Source organism: Billgrantia sp. NRB1 (assembly GCF_056921725.1).
Genome location: NZ_CM167783.1, coordinates 1,958,596 through 1,982,792, shown reverse-complemented (window position 1 = coordinate 1,982,792; position 24,197 = coordinate 1,958,596). Strand labels below are relative to the sequence as shown.

The 24,197-nt window shown below is 66.3% G+C and carries 24 protein-coding genes; 13 read left to right on the top strand and 11 right to left on the bottom strand.

Annotated elements, in window-relative coordinates; genetic code table 11:
- Positions 1–7 precede the first annotated feature (7 nt).
- Both ACZIYR_RS09055 and ACZIYR_RS09050 read left to right on the top strand, forming a co-directional pair.
- Positions 8–1,270 (top strand): ATP-binding protein, encoded by a 1,263-nt coding sequence (locus tag ACZIYR_RS09055; RefSeq protein ID WP_483528958.1) that lies wholly within the window; start codon positions 8–10, stop codon positions 1,268–1,270.
- 24 nt (positions 1,271–1,294) lie between these two features.
- Positions 1,295–1,834, top strand: a complete 540-nt coding sequence (locus tag ACZIYR_RS09050; RefSeq protein WP_473033435.1) for a response regulator transcription factor — start codon at positions 1,295–1,297, stop codon at positions 1,832–1,834.
- A 95-nt stretch (positions 1,835–1,929) separates the two neighbouring features.
- Here ACZIYR_RS09050 and ACZIYR_RS09045 read toward each other — a convergent pair whose 3' ends face one another.
- Together ACZIYR_RS09045 and hybE are read right to left on the bottom strand one after the other, a co-directional pair.
- Entirely contained in the window at positions 1,930–2,703 is a 774-nt protein-coding gene (locus tag ACZIYR_RS09045; RefSeq protein WP_473033434.1) for a 3-hydroxybutyrate dehydrogenase, read from the bottom strand.
- A gap of 92 nt (positions 2,704–2,795) precedes the next feature.
- Positions 2,796–3,230: a [NiFe]-hydrogenase assembly chaperone HybE gene (gene hybE, locus ACZIYR_RS09040; RefSeq protein WP_473033433.1), complete on the bottom strand. Its 435-nt coding sequence runs from the start codon at positions 3,228–3,230 to the stop codon at positions 2,796–2,798.
- A gap of 99 nt (positions 3,231–3,329) precedes the next feature.
- Here hybE and ACZIYR_RS09035 point away from each other — a divergent pair, with 99 nt between their 5' ends.
- From ACZIYR_RS09035 to ACZIYR_RS09025, 3 genes are all read left to right on the top strand, one after another.
- Positions 3,330–4,151: an inositol monophosphatase family protein gene (locus ACZIYR_RS09035; protein ID WP_483528957.1), complete on the top strand. Its 822-nt coding sequence runs from the start codon at positions 3,330–3,332 to the stop codon at positions 4,149–4,151.
- Between the two features lie 106 nt (positions 4,152–4,257).
- The gene (locus tag ACZIYR_RS09030) at positions 4,258–4,533 is read left to right on the top strand and encodes a GrxA family glutaredoxin (RefSeq protein ID WP_473033432.1); all 276 of its coding nucleotides are present in this window, start codon (positions 4,258–4,260) and stop codon (positions 4,531–4,533) included.
- A 132-nt stretch (positions 4,534–4,665) separates the two neighbouring features.
- A complete protein-coding gene (locus ACZIYR_RS09025) occupies positions 4,666–5,433 on the top strand; it encodes a VOC family protein (RefSeq protein WP_483528956.1) in 768 nt (255 codons plus the stop codon).
- Positions 5,434–5,661: 228 nt separating this feature from the next.
- On the opposite strand, the gene ACZIYR_RS09020 is transcribed toward ACZIYR_RS09025, so the two are convergent.
- Both ACZIYR_RS09020 and ACZIYR_RS09015 read right to left on the bottom strand, forming a co-directional pair.
- Positions 5,662–6,327 (bottom strand): CoA transferase subunit B, encoded by a 666-nt coding sequence (locus tag ACZIYR_RS09020; protein ID WP_473033430.1) that lies wholly within the window; start codon positions 6,325–6,327, stop codon positions 5,662–5,664.
- Positions 6,328–6,399: 72 nt separating this feature from the next.
- Positions 6,400–7,101, bottom strand: coding sequence for a CoA transferase subunit A (locus ACZIYR_RS09015; RefSeq protein WP_473033429.1), 702 nt, complete (start codon positions 7,099–7,101; stop codon positions 6,400–6,402).
- Positions 7,102–7,229: 128 nt separating this feature from the next.
- Here ACZIYR_RS09015 and ACZIYR_RS09010 point away from each other — a divergent pair, with 128 nt between their 5' ends.
- The 4 genes from ACZIYR_RS09010 to ACZIYR_RS08995 all read left to right on the top strand — a co-directional run bounded on the left by ACZIYR_RS09010 (position 7,230) and on the right by ACZIYR_RS08995 (position 10,630).
- Entirely contained in the window at positions 7,230–8,138 is a 909-nt protein-coding gene (locus ACZIYR_RS09010; protein WP_483529065.1) for a LysR family transcriptional regulator, read from the top strand.
- Between the two features lie 93 nt (positions 8,139–8,231).
- Positions 8,232–9,101 carry an acyltransferase gene (locus tag ACZIYR_RS09005; protein ID WP_483528955.1) on the top strand — a complete coding sequence of 290 codons (870 nt, stop codon included), beginning with the start codon at positions 8,232–8,234 and terminating at the stop codon, positions 9,099–9,101.
- The gene (locus ACZIYR_RS09000) at positions 9,050–10,021 is read left to right on the top strand and encodes a LysM peptidoglycan-binding domain-containing protein (RefSeq protein WP_483528954.1); all 972 of its coding nucleotides are present in this window, start codon (positions 9,050–9,052) and stop codon (positions 10,019–10,021) included. Before ACZIYR_RS09005 ends, ACZIYR_RS09000 begins: the two co-directional genes overlap by 52 nt.
- A gap of 3 nt (positions 10,022–10,024) precedes the next feature.
- Complete coding sequence (locus ACZIYR_RS08995; RefSeq protein WP_483528953.1) at positions 10,025–10,630, top strand: alpha-ketoglutarate-dependent dioxygenase AlkB family protein; 606 nt, start codon at positions 10,025–10,027, stop codon at positions 10,628–10,630.
- A gap of 284 nt (positions 10,631–10,914) precedes the next feature.
- Here the strand turns inward: ACZIYR_RS08995 and gcvT are convergent, their stop codons facing one another.
- The gene (gene gcvT / locus ACZIYR_RS08990) at positions 10,915–12,027 is read right to left on the bottom strand and encodes a glycine cleavage system aminomethyltransferase GcvT (protein ID WP_483528952.1); all 1,113 of its coding nucleotides are present in this window, start codon (positions 12,025–12,027) and stop codon (positions 10,915–10,917) included.
- Between the two features lie 109 nt (positions 12,028–12,136).
- Entirely contained in the window at positions 12,137–13,543 is a 1,407-nt protein-coding gene (locus ACZIYR_RS08985; RefSeq protein ID WP_483528951.1) for an alanine/glycine:cation symporter family protein, read from the bottom strand.
- Positions 13,544–14,072: 529 nt separating this feature from the next.
- Between ACZIYR_RS08985 and gcvH the strand changes: the two genes are divergently transcribed.
- Together gcvH and gcvP are read left to right on the top strand one after the other, a co-directional pair.
- Positions 14,073–14,465, top strand: a complete 393-nt coding sequence (gcvH, locus tag ACZIYR_RS08980; RefSeq protein WP_483528950.1) for a glycine cleavage system protein GcvH — start codon at positions 14,073–14,075, stop codon at positions 14,463–14,465.
- A gap of 74 nt (positions 14,466–14,539) precedes the next feature.
- Positions 14,540–17,434: an aminomethyl-transferring glycine dehydrogenase gene (gene gcvP, locus ACZIYR_RS08975; protein WP_483528949.1), complete on the top strand. Its 2,895-nt coding sequence runs from the start codon at positions 14,540–14,542 to the stop codon at positions 17,432–17,434.
- A 66-nt stretch (positions 17,435–17,500) separates the two neighbouring features.
- On the opposite strand, the gene ACZIYR_RS08970 is transcribed toward gcvP, so the two are convergent.
- On the bottom strand, positions 17,501–18,415 hold the full coding sequence (locus tag ACZIYR_RS08970; RefSeq protein ID WP_483528948.1) for a LysR family transcriptional regulator: 915 nt from the start codon (positions 18,413–18,415) through the stop codon (positions 17,501–17,503).
- 173 nt (positions 18,416–18,588) lie between these two features.
- On the opposite strand from ACZIYR_RS08970, the gene ppnN reads away from it, so the two are divergent.
- Positions 18,589–19,956: a nucleotide 5'-monophosphate nucleosidase PpnN gene (ppnN, locus tag ACZIYR_RS08965; protein WP_483528947.1), complete on the top strand. Its 1,368-nt coding sequence runs from the start codon at positions 18,589–18,591 to the stop codon at positions 19,954–19,956.
- Positions 19,957–20,128: 172 nt separating this feature from the next.
- Here ppnN and ACZIYR_RS08960 read toward each other — a convergent pair whose 3' ends face one another.
- Both ACZIYR_RS08960 and ACZIYR_RS08955 read right to left on the bottom strand, forming a co-directional pair.
- Positions 20,129–20,500: a hypothetical protein gene (locus ACZIYR_RS08960; RefSeq protein WP_483528946.1), complete on the bottom strand. Its 372-nt coding sequence runs from the start codon at positions 20,498–20,500 to the stop codon at positions 20,129–20,131.
- Positions 20,500–20,964, bottom strand: a complete 465-nt coding sequence (locus tag ACZIYR_RS08955) for a flavodoxin domain-containing protein (RefSeq protein ID WP_473033418.1) — start codon at positions 20,962–20,964, stop codon at positions 20,500–20,502. Before ACZIYR_RS08955 ends, ACZIYR_RS08960 begins: the two co-directional genes overlap by 1 nt.
- 143 nt (positions 20,965–21,107) lie before the next feature.
- Here ACZIYR_RS08955 and ACZIYR_RS08950 point away from each other — a divergent pair, with 143 nt between their 5' ends.
- Positions 21,108–21,317, top strand: a complete 210-nt coding sequence (locus tag ACZIYR_RS08950; protein ID WP_473033417.1) for a DUF2788 domain-containing protein — start codon at positions 21,108–21,110, stop codon at positions 21,315–21,317.
- 94 nt (positions 21,318–21,411) lie between these two features.
- On the opposite strand, the gene ihfA is transcribed toward ACZIYR_RS08950, so the two are convergent.
- Positions 21,412–21,717 (bottom strand): integration host factor subunit alpha, encoded by a 306-nt coding sequence (ihfA, locus tag ACZIYR_RS08945; protein WP_473033416.1) that lies wholly within the window; start codon positions 21,715–21,717, stop codon positions 21,412–21,414.
- A 59-nt stretch (positions 21,718–21,776) separates the two neighbouring features.
- Positions 21,777–24,158: a phenylalanine--tRNA ligase subunit beta gene (gene pheT, locus ACZIYR_RS08940; RefSeq protein WP_483528945.1), complete on the bottom strand. Its 2,382-nt coding sequence runs from the start codon at positions 24,156–24,158 to the stop codon at positions 21,777–21,779.
- Positions 24,159–24,197 lie beyond the last annotated feature (39 nt).

Below are 24,197 nucleotides of genomic sequence, written 5' to 3'. Positions count from 1 at the left end.
CGCCAGTATGCCCGCCGCCCCGCCCCTGCCGCTGTCGACACCCAGTCGCAACCTGGTCCGCCTGACCCTGGTACGCGGCATCACCTGGACCGGTTTTCTGATCGCCACCATCGTCGGGGTGGAACTGCTCGATTTCGCCCTACAGCTGGCGGCGGTGATCGCGGTCATCGTCGGCATGGGCCTGATCAATCTCTTCACCTGGTGGCGCCTCGGTCGCCAATGGGTCGTGACCGACACGGAATACGTCTTTCACCTGCTTGCCGACGTGCTGGGCCTGACGCTGCTGTTCTATTTCACCGGCGGCTCTACCAACCCCTTCATCAACTACTATCTGGTGCCGGTGACCATCGCCGCCGCCACCCTGCCCTGGCGACACGCCTGGGTCATCGCCGCCACCGCCATGGCCGCCTACACCCTGCTGATGGTGACCTACCATCCGGTCCCCCAGCTGACCCATCAAGGCAACTCGCCATTTGACCTGCATATCCTCGGCATGTGGATCAACTTCGGCCTGTCGGCCGGGCTGGTGACCTTCTTCATCTACAAGATGGCCCATGCGCTGCGCAACCGCGACCAGGCGCTGTCGCGCACCCGGGAGGCGGCCCTGCGCAACGAACAGGTGGTCGCAGTGGCCACCCAGGCGGCCGGCACCGCCCATGAGCTGGGCACGCCGCTGTCCACCATGGCGGTACTGCTCAGCGAGATGCGCGAGGATGCCCGCGGCGACCCGGCGCTCGAGAAGGACATCGACCTGCTGCGCCAGCAGGTCGATGTCTGCAAGTCGCGACTCCGCCATCTGGTGGAGCACGCCGATCGGCGCCGCATGGCCGAGCCAGAGCGGCGTGACGCCCGCGACTGGCTGGCCAGCGTGGTACAGCGCTGGCTGGTACTGCGCCCGGACGTCAGCCACCGTCTTGAGATCGTCGGCCAGCGAGGCATCCCTTGGCTGACGGTGGACACCACCCTGGAGCAGGCCATGACCAATCTGCTCAACAACGCCGCTGACGCCAATCCCGACGACATCAGCATTCGTTTGGACTGGACCGCCGACGAGGTGACCATCGATATCCGCGATCATGGGCCGGGCGTCGCCATGGCCATTGCCGACCAGCTAGGCGAGACCTTCGTCTCCACCAAGAGCAAGGGGCTGGGCATCGGGCTGTTTCTCACCCACGCCACGATCAACCGATTCGGCGGCGGCGTGAGCCTGTATAATCATCCTGAGGGGGGTACGCTGACGGAAGTGACGCTCCCCCACAGTGCCGCCTGAGCCACTCAAACCGACGAGGATGCCATGCAAGATGCCGATTCACGCCTGCTGATCATCGACGACGACGAGATGTTCTGCCATGTGCTGTCGCGAGCCATGGCCAGACGCGGGTTCGAAGTGCTGGTGGCACACGACGCCGAGCAGGCGCTGGCCCTGGCCCGCCGCCATCGCCCCGGGCTCGCGACCCTGGATCTCAAGCTGGAGCACAGCTCGGGGCTCAAACTACTGCCGGAGCTACTGCAAGCGGTCCCCAACTGCCGCGTGGTGGTGCTGACCGGCTACTCAAGCATCGCCACCGCCGTCGAGGCCATCAAGCTAGGCGCCGTCAACTACCTGTGCAAGCCGGCCGACGCCGAGGAGATCCTGGTCGCCCTGGGCCGCGAAGGAGGCGACCCGGATGCCGAAGTCGCCGACAATCCGCCTTCGATCAACCGCATCGCCTGGGAGCATATCCAGAAGGTGCTGCAGGAGCACGACGGCAATATCTCCGCCACGGCCCGCGCCCTGGGGATGCACCGGCGCACACTGCAGCGCAAGCTGCAGAAGCGACCGGTGCGGCGGTAAGCCGTAAGCCGTAAGCCGAGAAGTTGCCACCGGCCTGGCCAGTGACGTCGGTTTTTTCTTACAGCTTAAAGCTTATAGCTCCCGGCGAAGCCGGGTCATTGGGCCGTCCAGCCAAGGTCGATATTGAAGCTCGAGCCGGTCACTGCACCGGCGGCGTCAGAGGCGAGATAGGCCACCAGTTCGGCCACCTCATGGGGCTGGATCAGCCGCTTGACGGCGGCGTTCTTCAGCATGATCTGCTCGACCACCGCCTGCTCCTCCATACCGTGGAGCTTCGCCTGATCGGCGATCTGGTTGTCGACCAGAGGCGTCTTCACATAGGCCGGGCAGACGGCATTGGCAGTGATACCCTGGGGCCCACCCTCCAGAGCAGCCGTCTTGGTCAGCCCGATCATGCCGTGCTTGGCGCTGATGTAGGCCGATTTGCCGGGCGATGCCACCTGGGCGTGCACCGAGGCGATATTAATGATGCGGCCCCAGCCGTTGGCGCGCATCGACGGCCAGGCGGCCTGGCTGAGCAGGAAGGGGGCAGTGAGCATCAGGTCGAGAATCTGGCGCCACTTGGCCTCAGGGAAGTCCTCGATGGGCGACACGTGCTGGATGCCGGCGTTGTTGACCAGGATATCCACGCGCTCGAAGCGCTTGATTGCCTCCGCCACCGCAGCCTTGCAGGCGTCACCGTCGGTCAGGTCGGCTTGAAAGAAGGCCGCGCCAACGGCGTCCGCCTTCTCGCGGGCCTGTTCATTGAAGTCCACCGCCAGCACCTGATACCCCAGTTCGCGAAAATGGCCCACCACGGCTTCTCCGATGCCGCTGGCAGTGCCGGTTACCAGGGCAACTCGCGGCGCGGCGGTCGTTGCATTCGACATTGACACCTCCTCGTGCTCACCGATGAGTCAGGGCCGCTCCCAGCCCTGCAGAACAGAGCCAGCATAAGCCCAGGTCGGCGATGACACCAGCCTCATTGCGCGGGCGCTGGCGCCATCACTCGGTCCATCAGACGCTGAGCCAGTCGGCTCGCCTCCTGGCGTGAGCCCAGATCGGAGAGGTCGTCCAACAGCTCGCAGCGCCACAGCCACAGCGACGACTCGAGTCTTTCCACCAGGAACTCGTAACGACCCGAGGGCAGTGCAAAGCGCCTGCGCTCATCGCTGAGTGGCGCCGGGCTTCCCGGGTCCACCGGCACCAGCACCAGCGATAGCGACACCGGTGCGACCAGGGCGCCGACCAGGTAGTCGTCCACGTCCGTGAACGACCAGCGCTGAAAGCAGAGCGCGTCGACGCTGAGCCTCGGGTTATAGTGCGGCGCCGCTTTCATGTCGCGCCCCTGCTGGCGCTGCCAGGCCGCGGCGAGTTCGCGTAGCCGTTCGTACTGCTCTGGGCTCGGGGCCTGCATGACGCCTCCTCTGATGACTGACAATTGTCGAGCGCCCCTTCCGGCAAGGCCGCCTCGCGACTGCTATTCTGGCAGTTCCCCCCGCGACGAGGAATGCCCATGACACCGCAACAGCGCCTCGAGCTTGCCGTCACGATTGCCAGGGAAGCCGGCGAGCGCATCATCGACGCCCGTCACCGCCAGGTCTTCGGCCACCGCTACAAGCACGGCCAGGAGCTGGTCACCGACGTGGACATGGAGGTCGACACCCTGATCGGTGAACGGCTGGACGCCCACCTGCCCGGCGAGACGCGACTGAGCGAGGAGCTTGCGCCGGATCGCGAGGTGCTGAGCCGGGGCGACGATCTCTGGGTGATCGACCCGATCGACGGCACCGTCAACTTCGCTCATGGACTGCACCATGTCGCGGTCTCCATCGCCTGGTTCAGCGAGGGCAAGACGCGACTGGGCGTGGTGCATGCCCCCTTCCTCGGCGAAACCTTCAGCGCCCTGCTCGGGCAAGGTGCCTGGTGCAACGATCAACCGATCCACGCCAGCCGCACCACCGATCTGCAGCGCTGTCTCATCGGCACCGGCTTCCCCTATCGCCGCGACAGCCGCCCCCCGCTCATGCGCCGACTGATGGCGGTGCTCGCCCACTGCCAGGATGTACGACGCAACGGCTCCGCCGCCTTGGACCTGTGCGACGTGGCCTGCGGACGCCTCGATGCCTACTATGAAAGTGTGTCTCCATGGGACTTCGCCGCCGGCTGGCTGATCGCCCGCGAAGCCGGGGCCCGCGCCGGCCATCTCTACCCCTGCCCCAAGGGCATCCCCGACGATCTCTACGGGGAGAACCTGCTGGTCGGGGGACCCGAAATTCATGCCGAGCTGGGTGAGCTGCTGCGCGCTGCCGATGCCAACGAGCTGGCCGACCTCTGAGGCCCACCGCATAGCCCACCGCAATGGCCGCGCTAGCGTGCCGCTATTGGCGGCGGCTGGCGCGATCGGTCACAATGCGGCGAATGAATTCGCAAGGAGAACCGCCATGTTCGTCGTGATCTTCGGCCGTCCCGGCTGCCCCTTCTGCGTCCGTGCCCAGGCGCTGGCCGAACGACTGGAAGGCGCCGGTGCCATTCAGGGCCACCGCTACGTGGACATCCATGCCGAGGGCATCACCAAGGCCGACATGGAGAAAACCATCGGCAAGCCGGTGACGACGGTGCCGCAGATCTTCGTCGACCAGACCCATGTGGGCGGCTTTACCGAATTCGATCAGTACGTCCGCGAGCAGGCCCTGCTGGCCCCCGCCACCACCGACTGACGCCCCCGTGCCGGGCCGCCGTCGGGCGGCCCCAACCCCCTAAGCGTCGTTCCCCCGTTGAAAGCCTCTCGCCGCCACGCCCTATACTTAGGTCGTGACGACAGGGGGCATCAGGACAGAGGGACGGGGACGATGCAACGGGAAGAATTTGTCCAGCAGCTATGGCTCGACTACATCCATCAGCATCCGGATGTCGGCGCCCTGCGCCTGTGGCCCACGAATGCCCCGGCGGAGTACCTGGCGCTGCTGACCCTGAATCAGAGCCCCTTCTCGGCCGCCGAGCTGGTACCGACCCTGGGCCATATCGGCTATCGCCCCATGCATCACTATGCCATGGCCGACCGCGGCCTGCTGGTCACCCTTCTGATGCCGCCGGATGACGGTGCCTGGCTGGTGCTGGCCGAACTGCAGCTGGGTACCCTCTCGCGTCAACCGCGCGACCAGCTGACCCAGCTGGTATCGCAGACGCATCCTCAGGACCGGCGCGGCCAGAACCTTCTGTGCCGCGGCCGCCCCTGGCCGATGCCCGACTGGGCCACCTACCAGACGCTATGCAACGCCCACCCCCTGGCCGGCTGGCTGGCGGTCATGGGCCCCAGCATGCACCATGCCGGCTTCGACTGTGAGCGCCTCGGCAGCGACCTGGCGACCCTCGATGCCGGTCTCGCCCAGGCCGGGCTGCGGGGCAACCCGGACCGGCATCACGGCATCTTTCCGATCTCGCCGCTGCTCGACTACAGCTTCTACCCCACCTGCTCACGCCGCCTGGCCTTCGCCCAGGGTGACGAGCACCGCATCGATCTGGGCGGCCTGGCGCTCGTCCAGAAGTGCCTGAGCCATGACCACGAGCGGGCGGTCGAGCTGCTGCTGCCCCACCACACGCGCTGCGAGATCGCGTGACGGCTCCCCGCCCGAGTCGATGGGGCGAGGGATCTCACGGATGTTTGCTGAGCACCTCCTGCGGTTATCCACAGATTCTGTGGATAACGTTGTGCAAGACGCCGGGGTAACGCGCCTCTGACGAGAGCCTGCCGGGATGGCGATCAGGCCGGTCAATTTTTCATCACGTTAACATGAAGACCCGGGCGCTGGACGCCCGGGTCTCGTGACTGCCTTGACCTCTCGCCATCAGACAGTATCGAAGGTCATCTCCGGCACATGCTCGGGGACCACCAGCTTGCCGGCGGTCTTCTCGACGATCTCTTCGACAGATACGCCCGGCGCCCGCTCCTTGAGGATGAAGGCGCCGTTCTCGATCTCGAGATAGGCCAGATCGGTGAGCACCCGATTGATGCAGCCGGCACCGGTCAGCGGCAGCGTGCACTGCTCGAGCAGCTTGGACTCACCGTGCTTGGAGGCGTGGGTCATGGTGCAGATGATATTCTCGGCGCCGGCCACCAGGTCCATGGCACCGCCCATGCCCTTGATCAGCTTGCCGGGAATCATCCAGGAGGCGATGTTGCCGTGCTGGTCGATCTCGAAGGCGCCAAGCACCGTCAGGTCGACATGACCGCCACGGATCATGGCGAAGGATTCCGCCGAGGAGAAGATCGCCGCCCCGGGACGCGCGGTCACGGTCTGCTTGCCGGCGTTGATCATGTCCGGATCGACTTCGTCTTCGGTGGGAAAGCGTCCCATGCCCAGCAGGCCGTTCTCGGACTGGAGCATGACATCCATGCCATCGGGAATGTAGTTGGCCACCAGGGTGGGGATGCCGATACCCAGGTTGACGTAGAAGCCGTCCTGGAGTTCACGCGCCACGCGCTGTGCCATCTGTTCGCGAGTCAGTGCCATCTTGTTGCCTCTTGTGTTCGGTTGAGAAGCGCCGGCATCGAAGGCCGGCCGTCAGGAAGCCGTGCCGTACGCTCAGCTCTCGCGCACGGTGCGCTTCTCGATGCGCTTCTCGAAGGAGCCCTGGATGATACGGTCCACGTAGATGCCCGGGGTATGGATCTGGCTAGGTTCCAGCTCCCCCGGCTCGACAATCTCCTCGACCTCGACCACGGTGATCTTGCCGGCGGTCGCTGCCATGGGGTTGAAGTTTTGCGCGGTATGGCGATACATCACGTTGCCGTAGCGGTCGGCTTTCCAGCCCTTGACGATGGCGAAATCGCCGGTCATGGCCTCTTCAAGAATATAGTGGCGACCGTTGAACTCGCGCACCTCCTTGCCTTCGCCAATCGGCGTGCCATAGCCGGTGGCGGTGTAGAAGGCCGGAATACCGGCGCCGCCGGCGCGCATCTTCTCGGCCAGGGTGCCCTGGGGAGTGAGCACGACCTCGATTTCGTCGTTGAGCATCTGCTGCTCGAACAGGGCGTTCTCGCCGACGTAGGAGGCATAGATCTTGCTGATCTGGCGATCTTCCAGCAGCAGCCCCAGGCCGAACCCATCGACGCCGCAGTTGTTGGAAATCACGGTCAGATCGGAGACGCCGCGGCGCTTGATCTCGGCAATCAGGTTCTCGGGAATACCGCACAGCCCGAAGCCCCCGGCAATCACGGTCATGCCGCTCTCGATGCCAGCCATTGCCTCTTCGTAGGAGTAGACGCGCTTGTCGAATCCGGCCATCGCAAAGCCTCGTTTTGTTGTGGGATGGATGAATGACGATACGCTTTCAGTGTTGACTCGGCCAATATATTTGTTAAGTTTGTTTTTTTTATCAATTAATCGGATTGGCAAATAAATAGTCCATGAGCATGACCGCCAAGCAGCTGCGCGCCTTCCTCGCCGTTTCCCAGACGCTGAGCTTCACTCAGGCCTGCGAACGGCTGCACCTGTCGCAACCGGCGCTAAGCCTGGCCATCAAGGGGCTGGAGGAGAGTCTTGGCGGACCGCTGCTGATCCGCAGCACCCGCAGCGTGCGCCTGACCCCGGAAGGCGAGACCCTGCTGCCGCTGGCCAAGCGGCTGCTGGCCGACTGGGACAACGCCGAGGAGCTGCTGCGTCAGCGCTTTACCCTGCAGCTGGGTCGTGTCGCCGTGGCGGCCATGCCCTCCTTCGCCTGCAACCGACTGCCGCCGGCCCTGCGCGTCTTTCGCGAGCGCTTCCCGCGCGTCAACGTGACGGTGCACGATGTGATCAACGAGCAGGTCATCGACATGGTGCGTCGCCAACAGGTCGAGCTCGGCATCGCCTTCGAGCCGGAAACGCGCGAAGGCATCGATTTCCTGCCGCTCTTCGAGGACACCTTCGTGGCCGTGGTGCCCCGCGATTCTCCCCTCGCCGGGGCCGAGGAGGTGCATTGGCCGGCATTACTGCGCTACGACTTCATCACCCTGCAGCGCCCATCCATGGTGCGCATCCTGCTCGAACAGGCGCTGGGTCGCCGCTACTCCGAGCTGCCGGTCGCCTTCGAGAGTCATCAGCTGGCCACCGTCGGTCACATGGTTGCCAGCGGGCTGGGCGTCAGTGCGGTACCGGCCCTGTGCCATGCCCAAATGCAGGAGCTGGGGGCCCGCTGCCTGCCGCTGCGCGACCCGCAGATCCGCCGCACGGTGGGCGTGGTCATCAGCGCCGGACAGGAGCTCTCGGTCGCCGCCCGGGCGCTGCACGAGGTGCTCCAGAGCACCCTGGCCGCAGAACCGGTCGCGCCCGCTCCCCCCTGAGGACGGGCATGCACAACCGCTGGGCAGCCCCGCCGCGATCCATTAGCATGATCCACTGGCACCTACCGTTATCACCCGCTGAAGGAGAGCGGCATGTCGACCCTCAAGGGGCTCGTCAGCATCCTGCTGATGATCATCACCACGCTGGGCTGGGGCATCCCCCTTATCGCCCTGACCCTGGTCAAGCTGATCACCCCCGGACGCCGGCTGCGTCGGCTGGTGCTCAGGGGCCTCAACGCCGTGGCGCTCAACTGGATCGGCATCAACCTGTGGTGGATGCGGCACTGGCTCAATCCCCAGCTGGATGTTCGCTTGCCGGAGGGACTGTCGCGCGACCGGTGGTGGCTGGTGCTCTCCAATCATCGCAGCTGGACCGATATCTTCATGCTGTTTCTGGCCCTTCACCGGCGCATCCCCATGCCGCACTTCTTCGTCAAGCGCCAGCTGATCTGGGTGCCGATCGTCGGGCTGGCGTTCTGGGCCCTGGAATTCCCCATGCTGCGCCGCATGAGCCGGGAGCAGCGTGAGCGTCACCCGCATCTGGCGCGACGCGACCAGCAAGCCACCGAGCGCATGTGCCGGCACGCCCGCGAGCGGCCCATCGCCATCTACAACTTCGTCGAGGGAACGCGCTTCACCCCCGCCAAGCATCGCGCCCAGGGCTCTCCCTATCGCCACCTGCTCCAACCCCGGGCCGGCGGCATCGCCCAGGTGGTCAACCTGCTGGGAGACCGCCTGAGCGGCATCATCGACGTCACCCTGAGCTACCAGAACCCCTCGCCCAGCTTCTGGGACTTCCTGTGCGGCCGCGAGGGCGCCGCCAGGCTCGAGGCGAGGCGCCTGCCGGTCCCCGCGTGGATGCTGGAAGGCGACTATCAAGACGACCCGGACTACAAGGAGCGCTTCCACTCATGGCTCAACGCCCTGTGGCAGGAAAAGGACGCGGCCCTCGATTCACGCTGACGCTGCTGATGCTGCTGACGTTGGCCGCCTGTGCCTCATCGGGCGGCGAGGTGCAGCGCAGCGGCGACCCCGGCATCGCCGGCCACTGGATCACCGTGCAGCGCGGCGATACGCTGGGCGCCATCGCTGCCAGAGCCGACGTACCCCTGGCCCGCCTGGAGCGCTTCAACCCCGGCGTCGATGCCCGCCGCCTGGCGGTGGGCCAACGCCTGCTGGTGCCGACTCACCAGGAGCGTGCGCCTTCCGGCGGCCCCTATCGCTACCAGGTGCGTCCCGGCGACACCTACTCCGGCATCGCCCGGCGCTTCAACACCACGGCATCGCGCATCCAGTCCGCCAACCCCGGCACCCAGCCCACCCAGCTCAGGGTCGGGCAGGTGATCCAGGTGCCGCTGCGCGGCAGTGGCGCCGCGGCATCGGCAACGGCGAGCCGCCCCTCTTCGAGCAGCGGGGGGGCTCGCCGCAGCGCGGCCAGCGGGTCGTCGCGCGCCTCGTCGACTTCATCGGCATCATCGCCCTCTGGCAGCAACGGTGCCCTGCCCGCCTCGGCGGGCAACTGGCCCTGGCCCCTGGACGACTACCGGGTGGTGCGCTCCTTCGGCACCGACAGCCGCGGCACCCTGCAGCCCATGCTGCTGGCCACCGGCAACGGCGCCAAGGCCAAGGCCGTGGCCGACGGCGACGTGCGCTTCGCCGGCAGCATGCGCCAGCTCGGACGGGTGGTGATCGTGCATCACAGCGACAACCTGCAGAGCGTCTATGCCCTGTGCGACGCGCTGCTGGTGCAGGACGGCACCAGGGTCAGCCAGGGCACGCCGCTGTGCGAGGTGGGCTTGAGCAACACCACCGAGCGTCACGACCTCCTGTTCGATATCCGCCAGGGCGGCAAGCCCATCGATCCGCAGCGCGTGCTTCGTTAACCCATGCCCCCACCGGACACCCTGCTCAACGCTTCGCCCGTACTGCGCCGCTTCGATGACCTGCTCGGCGGGCCGCGGGCCAGCGAGGCCCTGGCCCGTCTGAATGCCGAGCTGGCGTGGCAGCAGCCCCGGCTGCGGCTGTTCGGACGCGAGCATCCGATCCCGCGCCGCCAGGTATGGATGGGCGATCGCGACGCTCGCTATCGCTACTCAGGCCAAGGGTTCAGCCCCGAGCCCTGGCATCCCACGGTGGCCGCTATCCGTGACGCCGTCATCGCCCGCCTGGCGGCCCGCGGCATGGCGGCCGAGTTCAACAGCGTGCTGCTCAACCGCTATGCTGACGGAGAGCAGCGCATGGGCTGGCACAGCGATGACGAACCGGAGCTAGGCCCCGACCCGCTGATCGCGGCGGTGAGCCTGGGGGCGGAGCGTCCGCTGCGCTTCCGCTGGAAGGATCGCTCGCGGGAAGCGTTCAACATCCCCTTGCCCCACGACAGCCTGCTGCTGATGGGGCCTGGGGTGCAGCAGCAACTGCAGCACGCCCTGCTGCCACGGCGCTGCCAGGGGCTGCGCATCAGCCTGACCTTTCGGCTTATCCGGCCCTCATGAACCAACGGCACCCCGACTCATGATGAGCCGGGGGCGCCGGAGGAGCTACCCGCTGGGGGTCGGAAGGATAAAGTTCATCGCATACTGACGTGAACTGGATCTGTGGGAGGGACGGTTCGACGCCTCGACTTCAGCTCGCGAAGTAGCGCGCAGCGCTACCCATGGAGCGCCTGCGGCGCCTTCGTCGAAGCGTCGAACCGCCGGCAGAGCGGGCCTCCCACCTTCCACCTCCCACCTTGAAGCTTGCCAAACATGTTCACGCTAAAATGCGAAGAGCCATATGTTTAGCCGCGATAGTAGCCGGGCGTCACGAAGGGCATCTTGCTGACGATCATCGGCAGCCGCTTGCCGCGGACCTCGGCGTAGACCGTGGTCCCGACCTCGGCCTGCTCGATGTCCACGTAGCCCATGGCCACCGGCCTGCCGACGCTGGGGCCGAAACCGCCGGAGGTGACGGTGCCGATACGCTGGTCATCGGCACCGAACAGCGCCGTGCCCTCGCGAACCGGCGCCCGCCCCTCCCCGAGCAGGCCCACGCGCTTGCGGCGGTGATCCTTGACCTCGACCTGATGCAGGATCACGTCGGCCCCGGGGAAGCCGCCCGCCCGCTCGCCGCCGCGCCGGCGCGGCTTGCCGATGGCCCAGATCAACCCGGCCTCGACCGGCGTGGTCTCGGTGTCGATATCGTGGCCGTAGAGACAGAGCCCCGCCTCCAGTCGCAGCGAATCCCGGGCGCCCAGGCCAATCGCCTCGACCTCCTCTTCCGCTAACAGCCGGCGAGCCAGCGTCTCGGCGTGATCGGCCGGCACCGAGATCTCGAAGCCATCCTCGCCAGTATAGCCGCTGCGGCTCACCCACACCGGAATATCGTCAATCTCGAAGCGCCCGTGCTGCATAAAGACCATCTCGCAGGCCGCCGGGCAGAGCCGCTGCATGACCGCTGCGGCCTGGGGGCCCTGCAGGGCCAGCAGGCCGCGGTCGAGCACCTCGATACTGTGCTCGACATCCAGGCCGGTCTCCAGCAGCGCTACGTCTTGATCCTTGCAGGCCGCATTGACCACCAGATGCAGATGGTCGCCGACATTGGCCACCATGAGGTCATCGAGGATTCCCCCCTCCTGCCCGGTAAACAGCGCATAGCGCTGCATACCGGCAGGCAGGCCGACGATATCGGCCGGTACCAGCGTCTCCAGCGCCTGGGCGGGACGCGGCCCCCGCAAGAGGACCTGTCCCATGTGGGAGACATCGAAGAGACCGCAGGCGGTCCGGGTGTGCTCATGCTCCTTCTTGACCCCGAGCGGGTACTGAACCGGCATGTCATAGCCGGCGAAGGGCACCATCTTGGCGCCGAGCTCCCGGTGCAAGGCATTAAGCGGCGTATGCTTGAGATCGCTCATAGGGGTTTCCTCATCTGATGTTGCGTTCACGGCCGCGACGGGCGCTGAGACCGACGGGGCCCAACGCAGCGGGGTGCCCCACAGGGCACCCCGAAGACGTCGCCGTCAATCAGCTCTTGCTGTGGTCGAGGTCCTCGCCCGGCAGCACCTCCTTGCCGTCGAAGTAGTCCTTGGTGACCTTGAACACCACCGGCGACAGCAGGGCCAGGGCGATCAGGTTGGGAATCGCCATCATCGCGTTGAAGGTATCTGCCATCAGCCAGATGAAGCCCAGGTTGGCCATGGCACCCAGCGGGATGGCGACCACGAACAGCACGCGGTAGAGCATGATCGAGCGGGTCCCGAACAGGAACTGGAAGCACTTCTCGCCGTAGAAGGACCAGCCGAGAATGGTGGTAAAGGCGAAGATGGCCAGCGCCACCGAGACGATCTGGTTACCGAAGCCGGGCAGCGCCGCATCGAAGGAGAGCGCCGTCAGCGAGGCACCGGCTTCACCTTCGATCCACACCGTCGAGGTCAGGATCACCAGCGCGGTGATGGTGCAGACGATGATGGTATCGATGAAGGTACCGAGCATGGCGATCATGCCCTGGCGCACCGGGTTCTTGGTCTTGGCCGCCGCGTGGGCGATGGGGGCGCTGCCCAGCCCCGCCTCGTTGGAGAAGATGCCGCGCGCGACACCGAAGCGAATCGCCGCCATCACCGCCGCCCCGGCGAAACCGCCAACCGCCGCATGGGGATTGAAGGCGTAGTAGAAGATCATGCCGAACGCCTCACCGATCTGACCGGCGTTGACGACCAGCACCAGCAGCCCGGCGACGATGTAGGCGATCCCCATGACCGGCACCAGCTTGCCGGCCACCTTGGCGATACGCTTGATCCCGCCCAGGATCACCGCACCGGCGAGCACCATGATCACCACCCCGGTGAGCCAGTGGGGAATGTTGAAGGTGGAATCCAGGGCATCGGCCACCGAGTTGGACTGCACGGTGTTGCCGATACCGAAGGCGGCCACCGCGCCGAAGAAGGCGAAGGCGCCCCCCAGCCACAGCCACTTCTTGCCCAGGCCGTTCTTGATATAGAACATCGGCCCGCCGATATGGTAGCCGGTGCTGTCGGTTTCCCGGTAGCGCACGGCCAGCACCGCCTCGGCGAACTTGGTGGCCATGCCTACCAGCGCCGTGATCCACATCCAGAACACCGCGCCGGGCCCCCCCAGGGCGATGGCCGTGGCCACACCGGCGATGTTGCCCGTCCCGATGGTGGCGGAAAGCGCCGTCATCAGGGCGTTGAAGGGGGAGATCTCCCCTTCCTCTTCCTTGGTCTTCTTGACGCCCGGGGCCGGTTTGGCGTCACGTCCCTGCCACATCAGCTTGAAGCCGGTCCCCAGCTTGCGGATCGGCATCAGCTTCAGACCCAGCTGGAGATAAAGCCCCACCCCAAGCAGCAGGATCAGCATCAACGGGCCCCAGACCACGCTGTTGATGGCGGTAAAGATCGATGTCAAGGTTTCCACGAACGTCTCCCTCAGGTTGTCTTGCACTTTTTGTTATGCCCGCCGGTGCCACAGATCAACGGCAGACACCCCTGGCTCGGGACTTTGTCATGCTGTGACGCGGCATTAGCACATGATCGCCATGGCGAACCGGCGTACCATAGCGGAAACCACCATTCATACGCCAGCCCGGCAAAAGGCGACCTGCCCCGCTACGCCCGCCTAGCCGGCCGCCTCGGCGAGCCCAGGGTTTCTTATCGGAAACACGCAGGCACCAAGAGTACCGGGCGGCTCGTCCCCGACGGAGCGCGAGAGAGTCCGGGCGCTGCAGCACGCCTTTAGCCTAGTGAGGGCCGGCCAAGCTGTCGAATATCGCCTGTCCGGCGAGCGGGTGGCGGAAGACCGACTGGACGACAGCGAGCAAGCAGGCCACCCTGAAGGCGCCAGGCAGCGGCATCTGCCCCTGGATGACATACCCAGGCTCGCCAAATGCCGCCAATGGCGTTAGCATCTCCCCGGTCAGAAAACCTTTTTCGTATAGGAAATCACTATGAGCACGATTCCTGCCAACCTGCGCTACAACGACAGCCACGAATGGGTGCTGGACAACGGCGACGGCACCGTCACCATCGGCATCAGCGATCACGCCCAGCAGGCCCTGGGCGACGTGGTCTTCGTCGAACTGCCGGAAGTGGGTCGCAGCCTGGAAAAGGGCGATGAATTCGGCGTGATCGAGTCCGTCAAGGCCGCTTCGGATCTTTACGCCCCCCTGGCCGGCGAGATCATCGAGGTCAACGAGGCGCTGGAAGACGCCCCGGAAACCGTCAATGAAGCGCCCTACGAGGGGGGCTGGATCATGAAGCTGCGCCTCGACGACGCCGCGCAGCTCGACGAACTGCTCGACGCGGACGGCTACCGGGCCGTGGCCGACGCCGACGACTGATGTTCCGCCCCGGCTGCTGGGCCGGGGCCTACACCCTACCTCTCGACTCCATCCGCCACTGCACAGGGTGCCTCATGGTTCTCGACAATCGCCGCCTGGCCGAACTGGCCGATCACGACGCCTTCATCCGACGCCACAACGGCCCCGGAGCCGATGATGTTGCCGCCATGCTGGCGACGCTGGAGCTGGACAGCCTCGCCACTCTGATCGAGCGCACCGTGCCGGCGGACATCCGCCTCGACCGCGAGCTCGACCTGGACCCGCCGAAGAGTGAGGCGGAGGCCCTCGACTACCTGAAGCGTCTGGCCAAGCAGAACAAGGTCTTCAAGACCTACATCGGACAGGGCTACCACAACACCCATGTGCCGGCCGTCATCCAGCGCAACGTCCTGGAGAATCCCGGCTGGTACACCGCCTATACCCCCTACCAGCCGGAGATCGCCCAGGGTCGCCTGGAGGGTCTGCTCAACTTCCAGCAGATGGTCATGGACCTCACCGGCATGACGCTGGCCAACGCCTCGCTGCTGGATGAAGCCACCGCCGCCGCCGAGGCCATGGCGCTGTGTCAGCGCGCCAACAAGAAGACCAAGAGCCGCGCCTTCTTCGTCGCCGACGACGTCCTGCCCCAGACTCTGGACGTGGTGCGCACCCGCGCCCACTACTTCGGCTTCGAGCTGGTCGTCGGCCCCGCCTGCGATCTCGCCGCCCACGATGTCTTCGGCGCCCTGCTCCAGTACCCCGGCCAGAGCGGCGAGGTCCGCGACCTGGCCCCGCTCCTCGACGCCGCCCGGGAGAAGGGCATCATGACCTGCGTGGCCGCCGACATTATGAGCCTGGTGCTACTCGCCGAGCCCGGCGCCCTGGGGGCGGACATCGTGGTGGGCAACACCCAGCGCTTCGGCGTGCCCATGGGCTACGGCGGCCCCCATGCCGCCTATTTCGCCACCACCGACAAGCTCAAGCGCTCGATCCCGGGACGCATCATCGGCGTCTCCAAGGACAGTCGCGGCAACACCGCCCTGCGCATGGCCATGCAGACCCGCGAGCAGCACATCCGTCGCGAGAAGGCCACCTCCAATATCTGCACCGCCCAGGCCCTGCTGGCCAATATCGCCGGCTTCTACGCCGTCTACCACGGTGCCGAGGGGCTTACGACCATCGCCACGCGCATCCATCGCCTGACCACCCTTCTCGCCGAGGGCCTTAGCCGCAAGGGCGTGTCGCTGGCGCATGACAGCTGGTTCGATACCCTGCGACTCACCGGCGTGGACGCCGGCAAGATCCACGGTCGTGCCATGACCCACGAGATCAACCTGCGCTATTTCGAGAACGGCGACATCGGCATCAGCCTGGACGAGACCACCACCGCCCACGATCTCGACATCCTGTTCGACGTGCTGCTGGGCGAGGAGCACGGGCTGTCGGTGACCGCCCTGGACGAGGCGGTCGTCGCCGAAGGCAAGAGCGGCATCCCCGCTGCCTGCCGGCGCCGCTCCGCGTTTCTTCAGCACCCCACCTTCCAGCGCTACCGCAGCGAAACCGAGATGCTGCGCTATCTCAAGCGCCTGGAGAACAAAGATCTCTCGCTGACTCACGCGATGATCCCGCTGGGGTCCTGCACCATGAAGCTCAACGCCACCAGCGAGATGATCCCCATCACCTGGCCGGAGTTCGCCCAGATCCACCCCTTCGCCCCCCGGGAGCAGGCGGTGGGTTACAAGCAGATGATCGACGAGCTGGCGGCCTTCCTGGTCGAAGTGACGGGCTATGAGCATATCTCCATGCAGCCCAACTCCGGGGCTCAGGGCGAATATGCCGGCCTGGTGGCCATTCGTCGCTATCAGGCCGCCCAGGGCCAGGGGCACCGCGACATCTGCCTGATCCCCAGCTCCGCCCATGGCACCAATCCCGCCTCTGCGGCCATGGCCCACATGAAGGTAGTCGTGGTGGAGTGCGACGAGGACGGCAACATCGACATCGACGATCTGCGCGCCAAGGCCGAACGGCACAGCGACAGCCTCTCGGCGATCATGATCACCTACCCCTCCACCCACGGGGTCTTCGAGACCAATGTGCGGGAGGTCTGCGAGATCGTCCACCGCCACGGGGGACAGGTCTATATCGACGGGGCCAACATGAATGCCCAGGTGGGCCTGGCGCGCCCCGGCGATTTTGGCGGCGATGTCAGCCATCTCAATCTGCACAAGACCTTCTGCATCCCCCACGGCGGGGGCGGCCCGGGCATGGGACCGATCGGCGTCAAGGCCCATCTGGCGCCCTACGTCGCCAACCATGTGGTGACGCCTATCACCGGCGTCAACGCCGACTGCGGCGCGGTCTCGGCGGCGGCTTTCGGCTCCGCCTCGATCCTGCCGATCTCCTGGGCCTACATCAAGATGATGGGCGAGCGTGGCCTGCGCGAGGCCACGGAGCTTGCCATCCTCAACGCTAACTACGTCGCCCGCCGGCTCGAAGCCCACTACCCGGTGCTCTACAAGGGCGACAACGGCACCGTGGCCCACGAGTGCATCATCGACATCCGCCCGCTCAAGGCCGCCTCCGGCATCAGCGAGGAGGATATCGCCAAGCGCTTGATGGACTACGGCTTCCATGCCCCCACCATGTCCTTCCCGGTACCGGGAACGCTGATGGTGGAACCCACCGAGTCGGAGTCACGCTACGAGATCGATCGCTTCTGCGACGCCATGATCAGCATCCGCGAAGAGATCGCCCGGGTAGAGCGCGGCGAGTGGCCGGCGGACGACAACCCGCTGGTCCACGCCCCCCACACCATGGCCGACCTGATCGATCCCGAGTGGGAGCGACCCTATGACCGCGAGCTTGGCGCCTTCCCCGCCGAGGCGGTCAAGGCCGCCAAGGTCTGGCCGGCGGTGAATCGGGTCGACAACGTGCATGGGGACCGGCAGCTCATCTGCTCCTGCCCGAGCATCGACGAGTACCGCGACTGATTCCCCCCGAAGGCACTGCGCCCCGCCAGACGGCGGGGCGCAGCGCATCGCGGAACGCCGCGGCGATCAAAGCGGCGCGCCTCCCTCCGCGTGACCGAAACGCTCACGCAGGCGCTGATCGCGAAATCCCTCCAGCAAACGCGCATAGCGGCGCGGCACCCGGGTCCCGGAGCGGGTCACCAGGTGCAGGGTCTCGTGTTCCACGACGGCCAGATCCAGCTCCTTGACCTGACGCTGCCAGGGCGACGTCTCCAGCACCAGCCGTGACACCACGGTGAACCCCAGCCCCCGCGCAACCGCGTCCAGCACCATGGCCACCTCGTTGGTAAAACCCTGCCGCCGGAACTGGCTCATGGAGCGGAACTCTCCAGGATAGTTGCTGCGCAGCAGCGCCCCGGCGTGGTTGACGCCATCGGAGTAGTTGATGAAGCCAATGCCCATCAGTTCGGCCAGGCTGGTACCGGCAAAGTCCGCCGGCACCACCAGACAGAGCGGCTCCTGGTGCCACAGGGTGCAATCCAGTTCCGCATGGCGCACCGGCTCGGTGATGATGCCCAGATCGTGGCGCCCGGCCAGCACATCGGCAACGATCTCCTGGCTGAAGGCGAAGCTGTAGCTGACCGTGAGCCCGGGATACATCTGCTGCTGGCCGAGGATATAGGGGTAGAACATCAGGCCCACGCTGCCCGGCGAGGCAATTCGGCACTCGCCGGAATCCAGGGCTTCGTCATCCAGGGAGTGGCGGAACTGCTCGTGCTCGGCGAACAGCCGCAGCCCGTAATCGTAGGCGCGACGACCGGCCTCAGTCAGGGAGAAGCGTCGCCCGCGGCGATCCAGCAGCGACTTGCCCAGGTACTGCTCCAGCTTGCGCACGTGCTGACTGACCCCGGGCTGTGTCATCTCCAGGCGCTGGGCAGTGCGGGTGAAGCTGCCGGTCTCGACGAGGGTCACGAAGGTACGAAAATAGAGGGCATTGAACATGGGCATCGCTTGCGAGATCGGACAGGACCGGGTGGCGCCATTCTAGCAGCCCCACCCCCTCGACGCAGCGCTGCGCCCTCACCGCCGGCATGTTAGCATCGCAGCAAGACACACGTTTTGCTCCGCTAGCCTCCGACACGGACGTTTCCTCAATGCCCGATACCGCCGTTCTCATGTCGCCACAGACCGTCTCCAGCACCGTCTCGCCGCTACGCAGCCTCGAGGTGCTCTCCCAGCACGAGGTGAATCGCCTGCGCGACACCTCCAAGAGCGGCCTGCACGACATCCTGCGCCGCTGCGCCCTGGCGGTACTGAGCACCGGCAGCATGACCGACGACAGCATCGAGCTGATGGAGGCCTACAAGGACTTCGATATCGAGGTCCTGCAGCAGGACCGCGGGATCCGTCTCAAGCTCAGCAATGCGCCCGCCGAGGCCTTCGTCGACGGCAAGATGATTCGCGGTATCCGCGAGCATCTCTCCTCGGTGCTGCGCGATATCGTCTACGTCTACAACGAGATTCAGACCCACAAGCGCTTCGACCTCTCCACCGGCGAAGGCACCACCAACGCGGTCTTTCACATCCTGCGCAAGGCCGGCACCCTCAAGCCCGGCCGCGATCCCAGCATGGTGGTGTGCTGGGGCGGGCACTCCATCACTCGCGAGGAGTACGAATACACCAAGGACGTGGGCTACCACCTGGGGCTGCGCGAGCTCGACATCTGCACCGGCTGCGGTCCCGGCGCCATGAAGGGGCCCATGAAGGGCGCCAACGTGGCCCACGCCAAGCAGCGGCGCAGCGAGGGCCGCTACCTGGGGGTTTCCGAGCCCGGCATCATCGCCGCCGAGGCCCCCAACCCGCTGGTCAACGAGCTGGTGGTGATGCCCGACATCGAGAAGCGCCTGGAGGCCTTCGTGCGCGTCGGCCACGGCATCATCGTCTTTCCCGGCGGCGTGGGGACCGCCGAGGAGATTCTCTACCTGCTGGGCATCCTGCTCCACCCCGACAACGCCGACATGGAGATGCCGGTGATCTTCACCGGGCCGGCCAACGCCGCCAACTACTTCCGGCGTATCGACGAGTTTCTGGCCTATACCCTGGGCGACAAGGCCCGCGCCAAGTATCGGATCATCATCGACGATCCGGTCGAGGTGGCACGCACCATGCGCAAGGGCATCGATGCGGTCACCGTCTACCGACGCGATCAGCAGGACGCCTTTCACTTCAACTGGCGCCTGACCATCGCCCGGGACTTCCAGGCGCCTTTCGAGCCGACGCACGACAGCATGGCCGGCCTGGCCCTGCATCGCCAGCAGCCCATCCATGAGCTGGCCGCCAACCTGCGGCGGGCCTTCTCGGGCATCGTGGCGGGCAACGTCAAGGAGCAGGGGATTCGCGCCATCGCCGCCCAGGGCCCCTTTACCCTGCACGCCGAGCCCGAGCTGATGACCCGGCTCGACGACCTGCTCGGCTCCTTCGTCGCCCAGGGCCGGATGAAGCTGCCCGGCAAGGCGTACGAGCCCTGCTATCGGCTGGGGTAGCGCGGGGCATTACGAATGGTGGCTGTGTTGGGTGGCTATCGACTCCGTACGCAACACCGCTGGGAGGCTGCGCCTCCTGTCGCGATCTGAAGATGCTACATTAGAATGTATCGTATGTAGGAGCGCCGGTCCCCGTCGCGACTGGCGCCGCCAGGCGCCCTGGCGGCCCCGGTTAGCTGGCAGCGGTCGGACGCCACCAGAGCCACAGGACGTGCAGCAGCAGGCCCAGGGTGGCGCCGTGGGCGATCAGCAGCTGCCAGCTGATCCAGGCCGTGAACAGCGCATGCCATCCGCCCATCAGGATGGCCCCAGCCACCAGGCAGAGACCGAAGCGGCAAAGCAGCGTCGGCAGGCGCCGCCGCTCCGACGGTTCCAGCATGCGCCAGTGGGCCACTGAGACGGCGGCGACCGCTGCCCCGGCCATCAGGATCAGGGTGAGCCGGTTGTCATCCCCCCCGGCCAGATAGCGCGGCACGGTGGCCATCATCAGCACCACCAGCCCCAGCATGATACTGAGCCGCTCAGCGGTGGGCTGCACCTTCATCAGGCTACCTTCAGCTGCTGGGCATCGATCCAGGCTTCCACCCAGGGCAGCGCCGCGTCATCGGCCATGAAGGTCTCCATCGCATCGACCTCCAACCGCTCGCCCAAACGGCTGGCCCCCAGCCCTTGAAGCATCTCGTCCAGCCGCCGTCCGGCCCCGCAGAAGGTCTCGCCGTAGGAGCTGTCGCCCAGGGCGATGAGACCGTAGCGCAGGCCGGAAAGCGCTGGGCTCTGCTCGTCGAGGGCCCGGGCCAGGGGCACGAAGTTGCCCGGGAAGTCACCGCTGCCGGTGGTAGAGACGCAGAACAGCGCCAGATCCGGCAAGGGATCGACCAGCTCCTCCAGGTTAGGCTGCTCGAGGATCGCCACCTCATAGCCGGCCGATTCGAACAGCGGGCTGACTTGCTCGGCGACATCGAGGGCGCCGCCATACATGGTTCCAACGAAGATTTTCAGCTTTGGCATGTCGTCGTTATACCTGAGTATTTTGATCGGATATTAACATGGCCGGGGCAGGCCCGACAGCATCGCTCTGGGTCGCCCAAGCGCTCCATGCACCTCGCGAAAAGTCCGAGTACAATACTCGGACTTCACCTGATGGAGATGACATGCTGGAAACCTTCGAAGCCTGGATCACCCCGATCATGATCGGCGGGCTGATCCTGTTCATGGGCTTTATCATCTGGGACCTGGCACGCAAGTCCCGCGCCGGAACGTTCGGCACCCTGATGCTGTTCGTGGTGCTCGGCGCCGGCATCCTGGGCTATGTGTTCAAGGTGGTGATCACCTGGCTGATCGAGCGTGGCGGCGGGGTCTAACCCCACCGCCCCGGCACGCGCCCTCCCTTCTACCGGCCCGGCGTGCCAGCCATCGTGCACGATGGCTGGCACGCCCCTCCTGACGCAGCGCCGTTCAGCGCGGCGGCGGGCCGTCGTAGGCCTCGACCTGGCTCTTCAGCTTCTGGCCGGGACGAAAGGTGACCACGCGCCGTGCAGAGATCGGGATCTCCTCGCCGGTCTTCGGATTGCGGCCCGGCCGCTCGCGCTTATCGCGCAGATCGAAGTTGCCGAAACCAGACAGCTTGACCTGCTCGTTCTCGCGCAGGCAGGCCCTGATCTCCTCGAAGAAGGCCTCCACCATCGACTTGGCTTCCCGCTTGGTCAAGCCCAGCTCGGCGTGGAGGTGCTCGGCCAACTCCGCTTTGGTCAACGCGCCCATGTTGTCTCCCTCATGGTGGCGGTCCAGCCCGCCGCCGGCGTTTTTCACTTTCCCCGGCTTCAGCCGCGCAGCTCGGCACCCAAGTGCTGACGCGACTCGGCGACGATGGCATCGACCAACTGATTGATTTCCTCGTCATTCAGCGTGCGCGAAGGATGCTGCCAGGTCAAGCCCAGGGCCACGCTCTTGTGACCCTCCGGCACGCCCTTGCCCTGATAGACATCGAACAGCCGAAGCGCCTCGAGCCACTGACCGGCCTGCGCTTGCACGCAGTCCAGTAGCGCCTGGACCGGCTGCTGCTCGCCCACCAGGAAGGCCAGGTCGCGACGCACCTCGGGGAAGCGCGACAGCGGCGTGAAGGCCGGCAGCCGACCGCGCAGCAGCGCATCCTGGCGTACCTCGAACAGCAGGGCATCGCTCTTGAGCCCGAGGGTCTCCCGCACCCCGGGATGCAGGGCGCCGATCCAGCCCACCTGCTCGCCGCGATAGAGCACCCGCGCGCTCTGTCCGGGATGCAGGGCAGGATGCTCCCCGGGCTCGAAGCGCCAGGCGTCGGGCTCACCGCCCATGGCGATCAGGCTCTCCAGATCGCCCTTGAGGTCGAAGAAGTCCACTCGCGACTTGTCGCCGCTCCAGCCCTCGGGCTCGCGGCTGCCGCACACCAGGGCGCCGACCATGGGAATCTGCTGCAGATCGTCCAGGTCGCCGCGGAAGATCAGCCCGGTCTCGAACAGCCGCACCCGGGTCTGCTGACGGTTGAGGTTGTGCTCCAGCGCCCGCACCAGGCCCGGGAAGAGGCTCGCCCGCATCACCGACAGATCGCTGGAGATCGGGTTGGCCAGCCGCGGCGAGACGGCGTCGGGCAGCAGCGCCTGCTGCAGCTCCGGGGCCACGAAGCTGTAGGTCACCGCTTCCTGGTAGCCCCGGGCCACCAGCTGGCGACGCAGCTGGGAGAGCGGCGTGCGCGCCTCGTGATCCGGGCGAAGCGCCAGGCGGGCCGCGGGACGGCGCACCGGCAGGCGGTTGTAGCCGTGGATACGCGCCACCTCCTCGATGAGGTCCTCTTCGATGGCGATGTCGAAGCGCCAGCTAGGCACCTCCGCCTGCCAGCCCTGCGCCTCAACGCTGACCCGCATGCCCAGCCGCTGCAGGATATCGGTCACCTCATCGGCGGGCAGCGCCTTACTCAACGCCTGCTCGAGCCGCGCCGCGCGCAGGGTCACCCGCCGGGGCGCGGGCAGGTGGGCCTGACTCGCCGCTTCGACCAGCGGCCCCGGCTCGCCGCCGGTGATCGCCAGCAGCAGCGCGGTGGCCCGCTCCACGGCCTCGCGGGTCAGCTGGGGGTCGACGCCGCGCTCGAAGCGGTGGGAGGCATCGGTATGCAGGCCGTAGGTGCGCGCCTGACCGGCCACCGCCAGCTGCGTGAAGAACGCCGATTCCAGGAAGATATCCCGGGTCTCGGCACTGACGCCCGAGTGCTCGCCACCCATCACCCCGGCGATGGCCAGGGGGCCACGCTCATCGGCGATCACCAGGGTATCGTCGCGCAGCTCGATCTCCTGGCCGTCGAGCAACACCAGCCGCTCCCCCCTGCGGGCCAGGCGCACCACTACCGCCCCGTGCAGATTGGCGCGGTCGAAGGCGTGCAGCGGCTGCCCCAGCTCGAGCATCACATAGTTGGTGACATCGACCACCGGGTCGATGGCGCGGATGCCGCTGCGACGCAGCCGCTCCACCATCCACAGCGGCGTGGCGGCGCTGACGTCGACGCCCTTGATCAAGCGGCCGATATAGCGCGGACAGCGCTCGCCATCCTCGACGCGCACCGGGAAGGTCTCGTCGTGGGCGGCGGCCACCGGGGCGATCTCGGGGCCCTGGACCGTCAGCCGGTTGAGCACCCCGACCTCGCGGGCCAGCCCTTTCAGGCTCAGGCAGTCGCCGCGATTGGGGGTCAGGTCCACCTCGATGGTGTGGTCGTCGAGCCCCATCCAGGCACGGAAATCCTCGCCCACGGGAGCGGCAATCGGCAGCTCGAGAATACCGTGGGAGGTCTCCTCCTCCAGGCCCAGCTCCGAAGCCGAGCAGATCATGCCGTGGGACGCCTGACCGCGCAGCTTGGCCTTCTTGATGGCGAAGTCACCGGGCAGCACGGCGCCGACCCGGGCGAAGGGCACCCTCTGCCCCACCGCCACGTTGGGCGCGCCACACACCACCTGGACGGGCTCGCCGGAGCCATCATCGACCCGGCAGACATTGAGCTTGTCGGCATCGGGGTGCTGGGTCTTCTCCAGCACCTCGGCCACCACGACGCCCTCGAAGGCGGCAGCCACCGGCTCCACGGCATCCACTTCCAGCCCCGCCATGGTGATCTGGTCGGCCAGCGCCTGGGCACCCAGCTGCGGCGAGACCCAGTCACGCAGCCACTGTTCGGAAAATTTCATGACAAATCCTGTTTTCTGCCGAAGTTGATGTCGGGCCGC

What these genes read in the sequence shown, in the direction of transcription:
- pheT (WP_483528945.1), bottom strand. Translation starts at nt 24,158, where the DNA reads ATGAAATTTTCCGAACAGTGGCTGCGTGACTGGGTCTCGCCGCAGCTG.
- ACZIYR_RS09010 (WP_483529065.1), top strand. Translation starts at nt 7,230, where the DNA reads ATGACCGCCAAGCAGCTGCGCGCCTTCCTCGCCGTTTCCCAGACGCTG.
- ACZIYR_RS09045 (WP_473033434.1), bottom strand. Translation starts at nt 2,703, where the DNA reads ATGTCGAATGCAACGACCGCCGCGCCGCGAGTTGCCCTGGTAACCGGC.
- ACZIYR_RS09005 (WP_483528955.1), top strand. Translation starts at nt 8,232, where the DNA reads ATGTCGACCCTCAAGGGGCTCGTCAGCATCCTGCTGATGATCATCACC.
- hybE (WP_473033433.1), bottom strand. Translation starts at nt 3,230, where the DNA reads ATGCAGGCCCCGAGCCCAGAGCAGTACGAACGGCTACGCGAACTCGCC.
- ACZIYR_RS09055 (WP_483528958.1), top strand. Translation starts at nt 8, where the DNA reads ATGCCCGCCGCCCCGCCCCTGCCGCTGTCGACACCCAGTCGCAACCTG.
- gcvP (WP_483528949.1), top strand. Translation starts at nt 14,540, where the DNA reads ATGGTTCTCGACAATCGCCGCCTGGCCGAACTGGCCGATCACGACGCC.
- ACZIYR_RS08955 (WP_473033418.1), bottom strand. Translation starts at nt 20,964, where the DNA reads ATGCCAAAGCTGAAAATCTTCGTTGGAACCATGTATGGCGGCGCCCTC.
- ACZIYR_RS08950 (WP_473033417.1), top strand. Translation starts at nt 21,108, where the DNA reads ATGCTGGAAACCTTCGAAGCCTGGATCACCCCGATCATGATCGGCGGG.
- gcvH (WP_483528950.1), top strand. Translation starts at nt 14,073, where the DNA reads ATGAGCACGATTCCTGCCAACCTGCGCTACAACGACAGCCACGAATGG.
- ACZIYR_RS08960 (WP_483528946.1), bottom strand. Translation starts at nt 20,500, where the DNA reads ATGAAGGTGCAGCCCACCGCTGAGCGGCTCAGTATCATGCTGGGGCTG.
- ACZIYR_RS09050 (WP_473033435.1), top strand. Translation starts at nt 1,295, where the DNA reads ATGCAAGATGCCGATTCACGCCTGCTGATCATCGACGACGACGAGATG.
- ACZIYR_RS09025 (WP_483528956.1), top strand. Translation starts at nt 4,666, where the DNA reads ATGCAACGGGAAGAATTTGTCCAGCAGCTATGGCTCGACTACATCCAT.
- ACZIYR_RS09035 (WP_483528957.1), top strand. Translation starts at nt 3,330, where the DNA reads ATGACACCGCAACAGCGCCTCGAGCTTGCCGTCACGATTGCCAGGGAA.
- ACZIYR_RS08995 (WP_483528953.1), top strand. Translation starts at nt 10,025, where the DNA reads ATGCCCCCACCGGACACCCTGCTCAACGCTTCGCCCGTACTGCGCCGC.
- ACZIYR_RS09000 (WP_483528954.1), top strand. Translation starts at nt 9,050, where the DNA reads ATGGCTCAACGCCCTGTGGCAGGAAAAGGACGCGGCCCTCGATTCACG.
- ACZIYR_RS08970 (WP_483528948.1), bottom strand. Translation starts at nt 18,415, where the DNA reads ATGTTCAATGCCCTCTATTTTCGTACCTTCGTGACCCTCGTCGAGACC.
- gcvT (WP_483528952.1), bottom strand. Translation starts at nt 12,027, where the DNA reads ATGAGCGATCTCAAGCATACGCCGCTTAATGCCTTGCACCGGGAGCTC.
- ACZIYR_RS09015 (WP_473033429.1), bottom strand. Translation starts at nt 7,101, where the DNA reads ATGGCCGGATTCGACAAGCGCGTCTACTCCTACGAAGAGGCAATGGCT.
- ppnN (WP_483528947.1), top strand. Translation starts at nt 18,589, where the DNA reads ATGTCGCCACAGACCGTCTCCAGCACCGTCTCGCCGCTACGCAGCCTC.
- ihfA (WP_473033416.1), bottom strand. Translation starts at nt 21,717, where the DNA reads ATGGGCGCGTTGACCAAAGCGGAGTTGGCCGAGCACCTCCACGCCGAG.
- ACZIYR_RS09030 (WP_473033432.1), top strand. Translation starts at nt 4,258, where the DNA reads ATGTTCGTCGTGATCTTCGGCCGTCCCGGCTGCCCCTTCTGCGTCCGT.
- ACZIYR_RS09020 (WP_473033430.1), bottom strand. Translation starts at nt 6,327, where the DNA reads ATGGCACTGACTCGCGAACAGATGGCACAGCGCGTGGCGCGTGAACTC.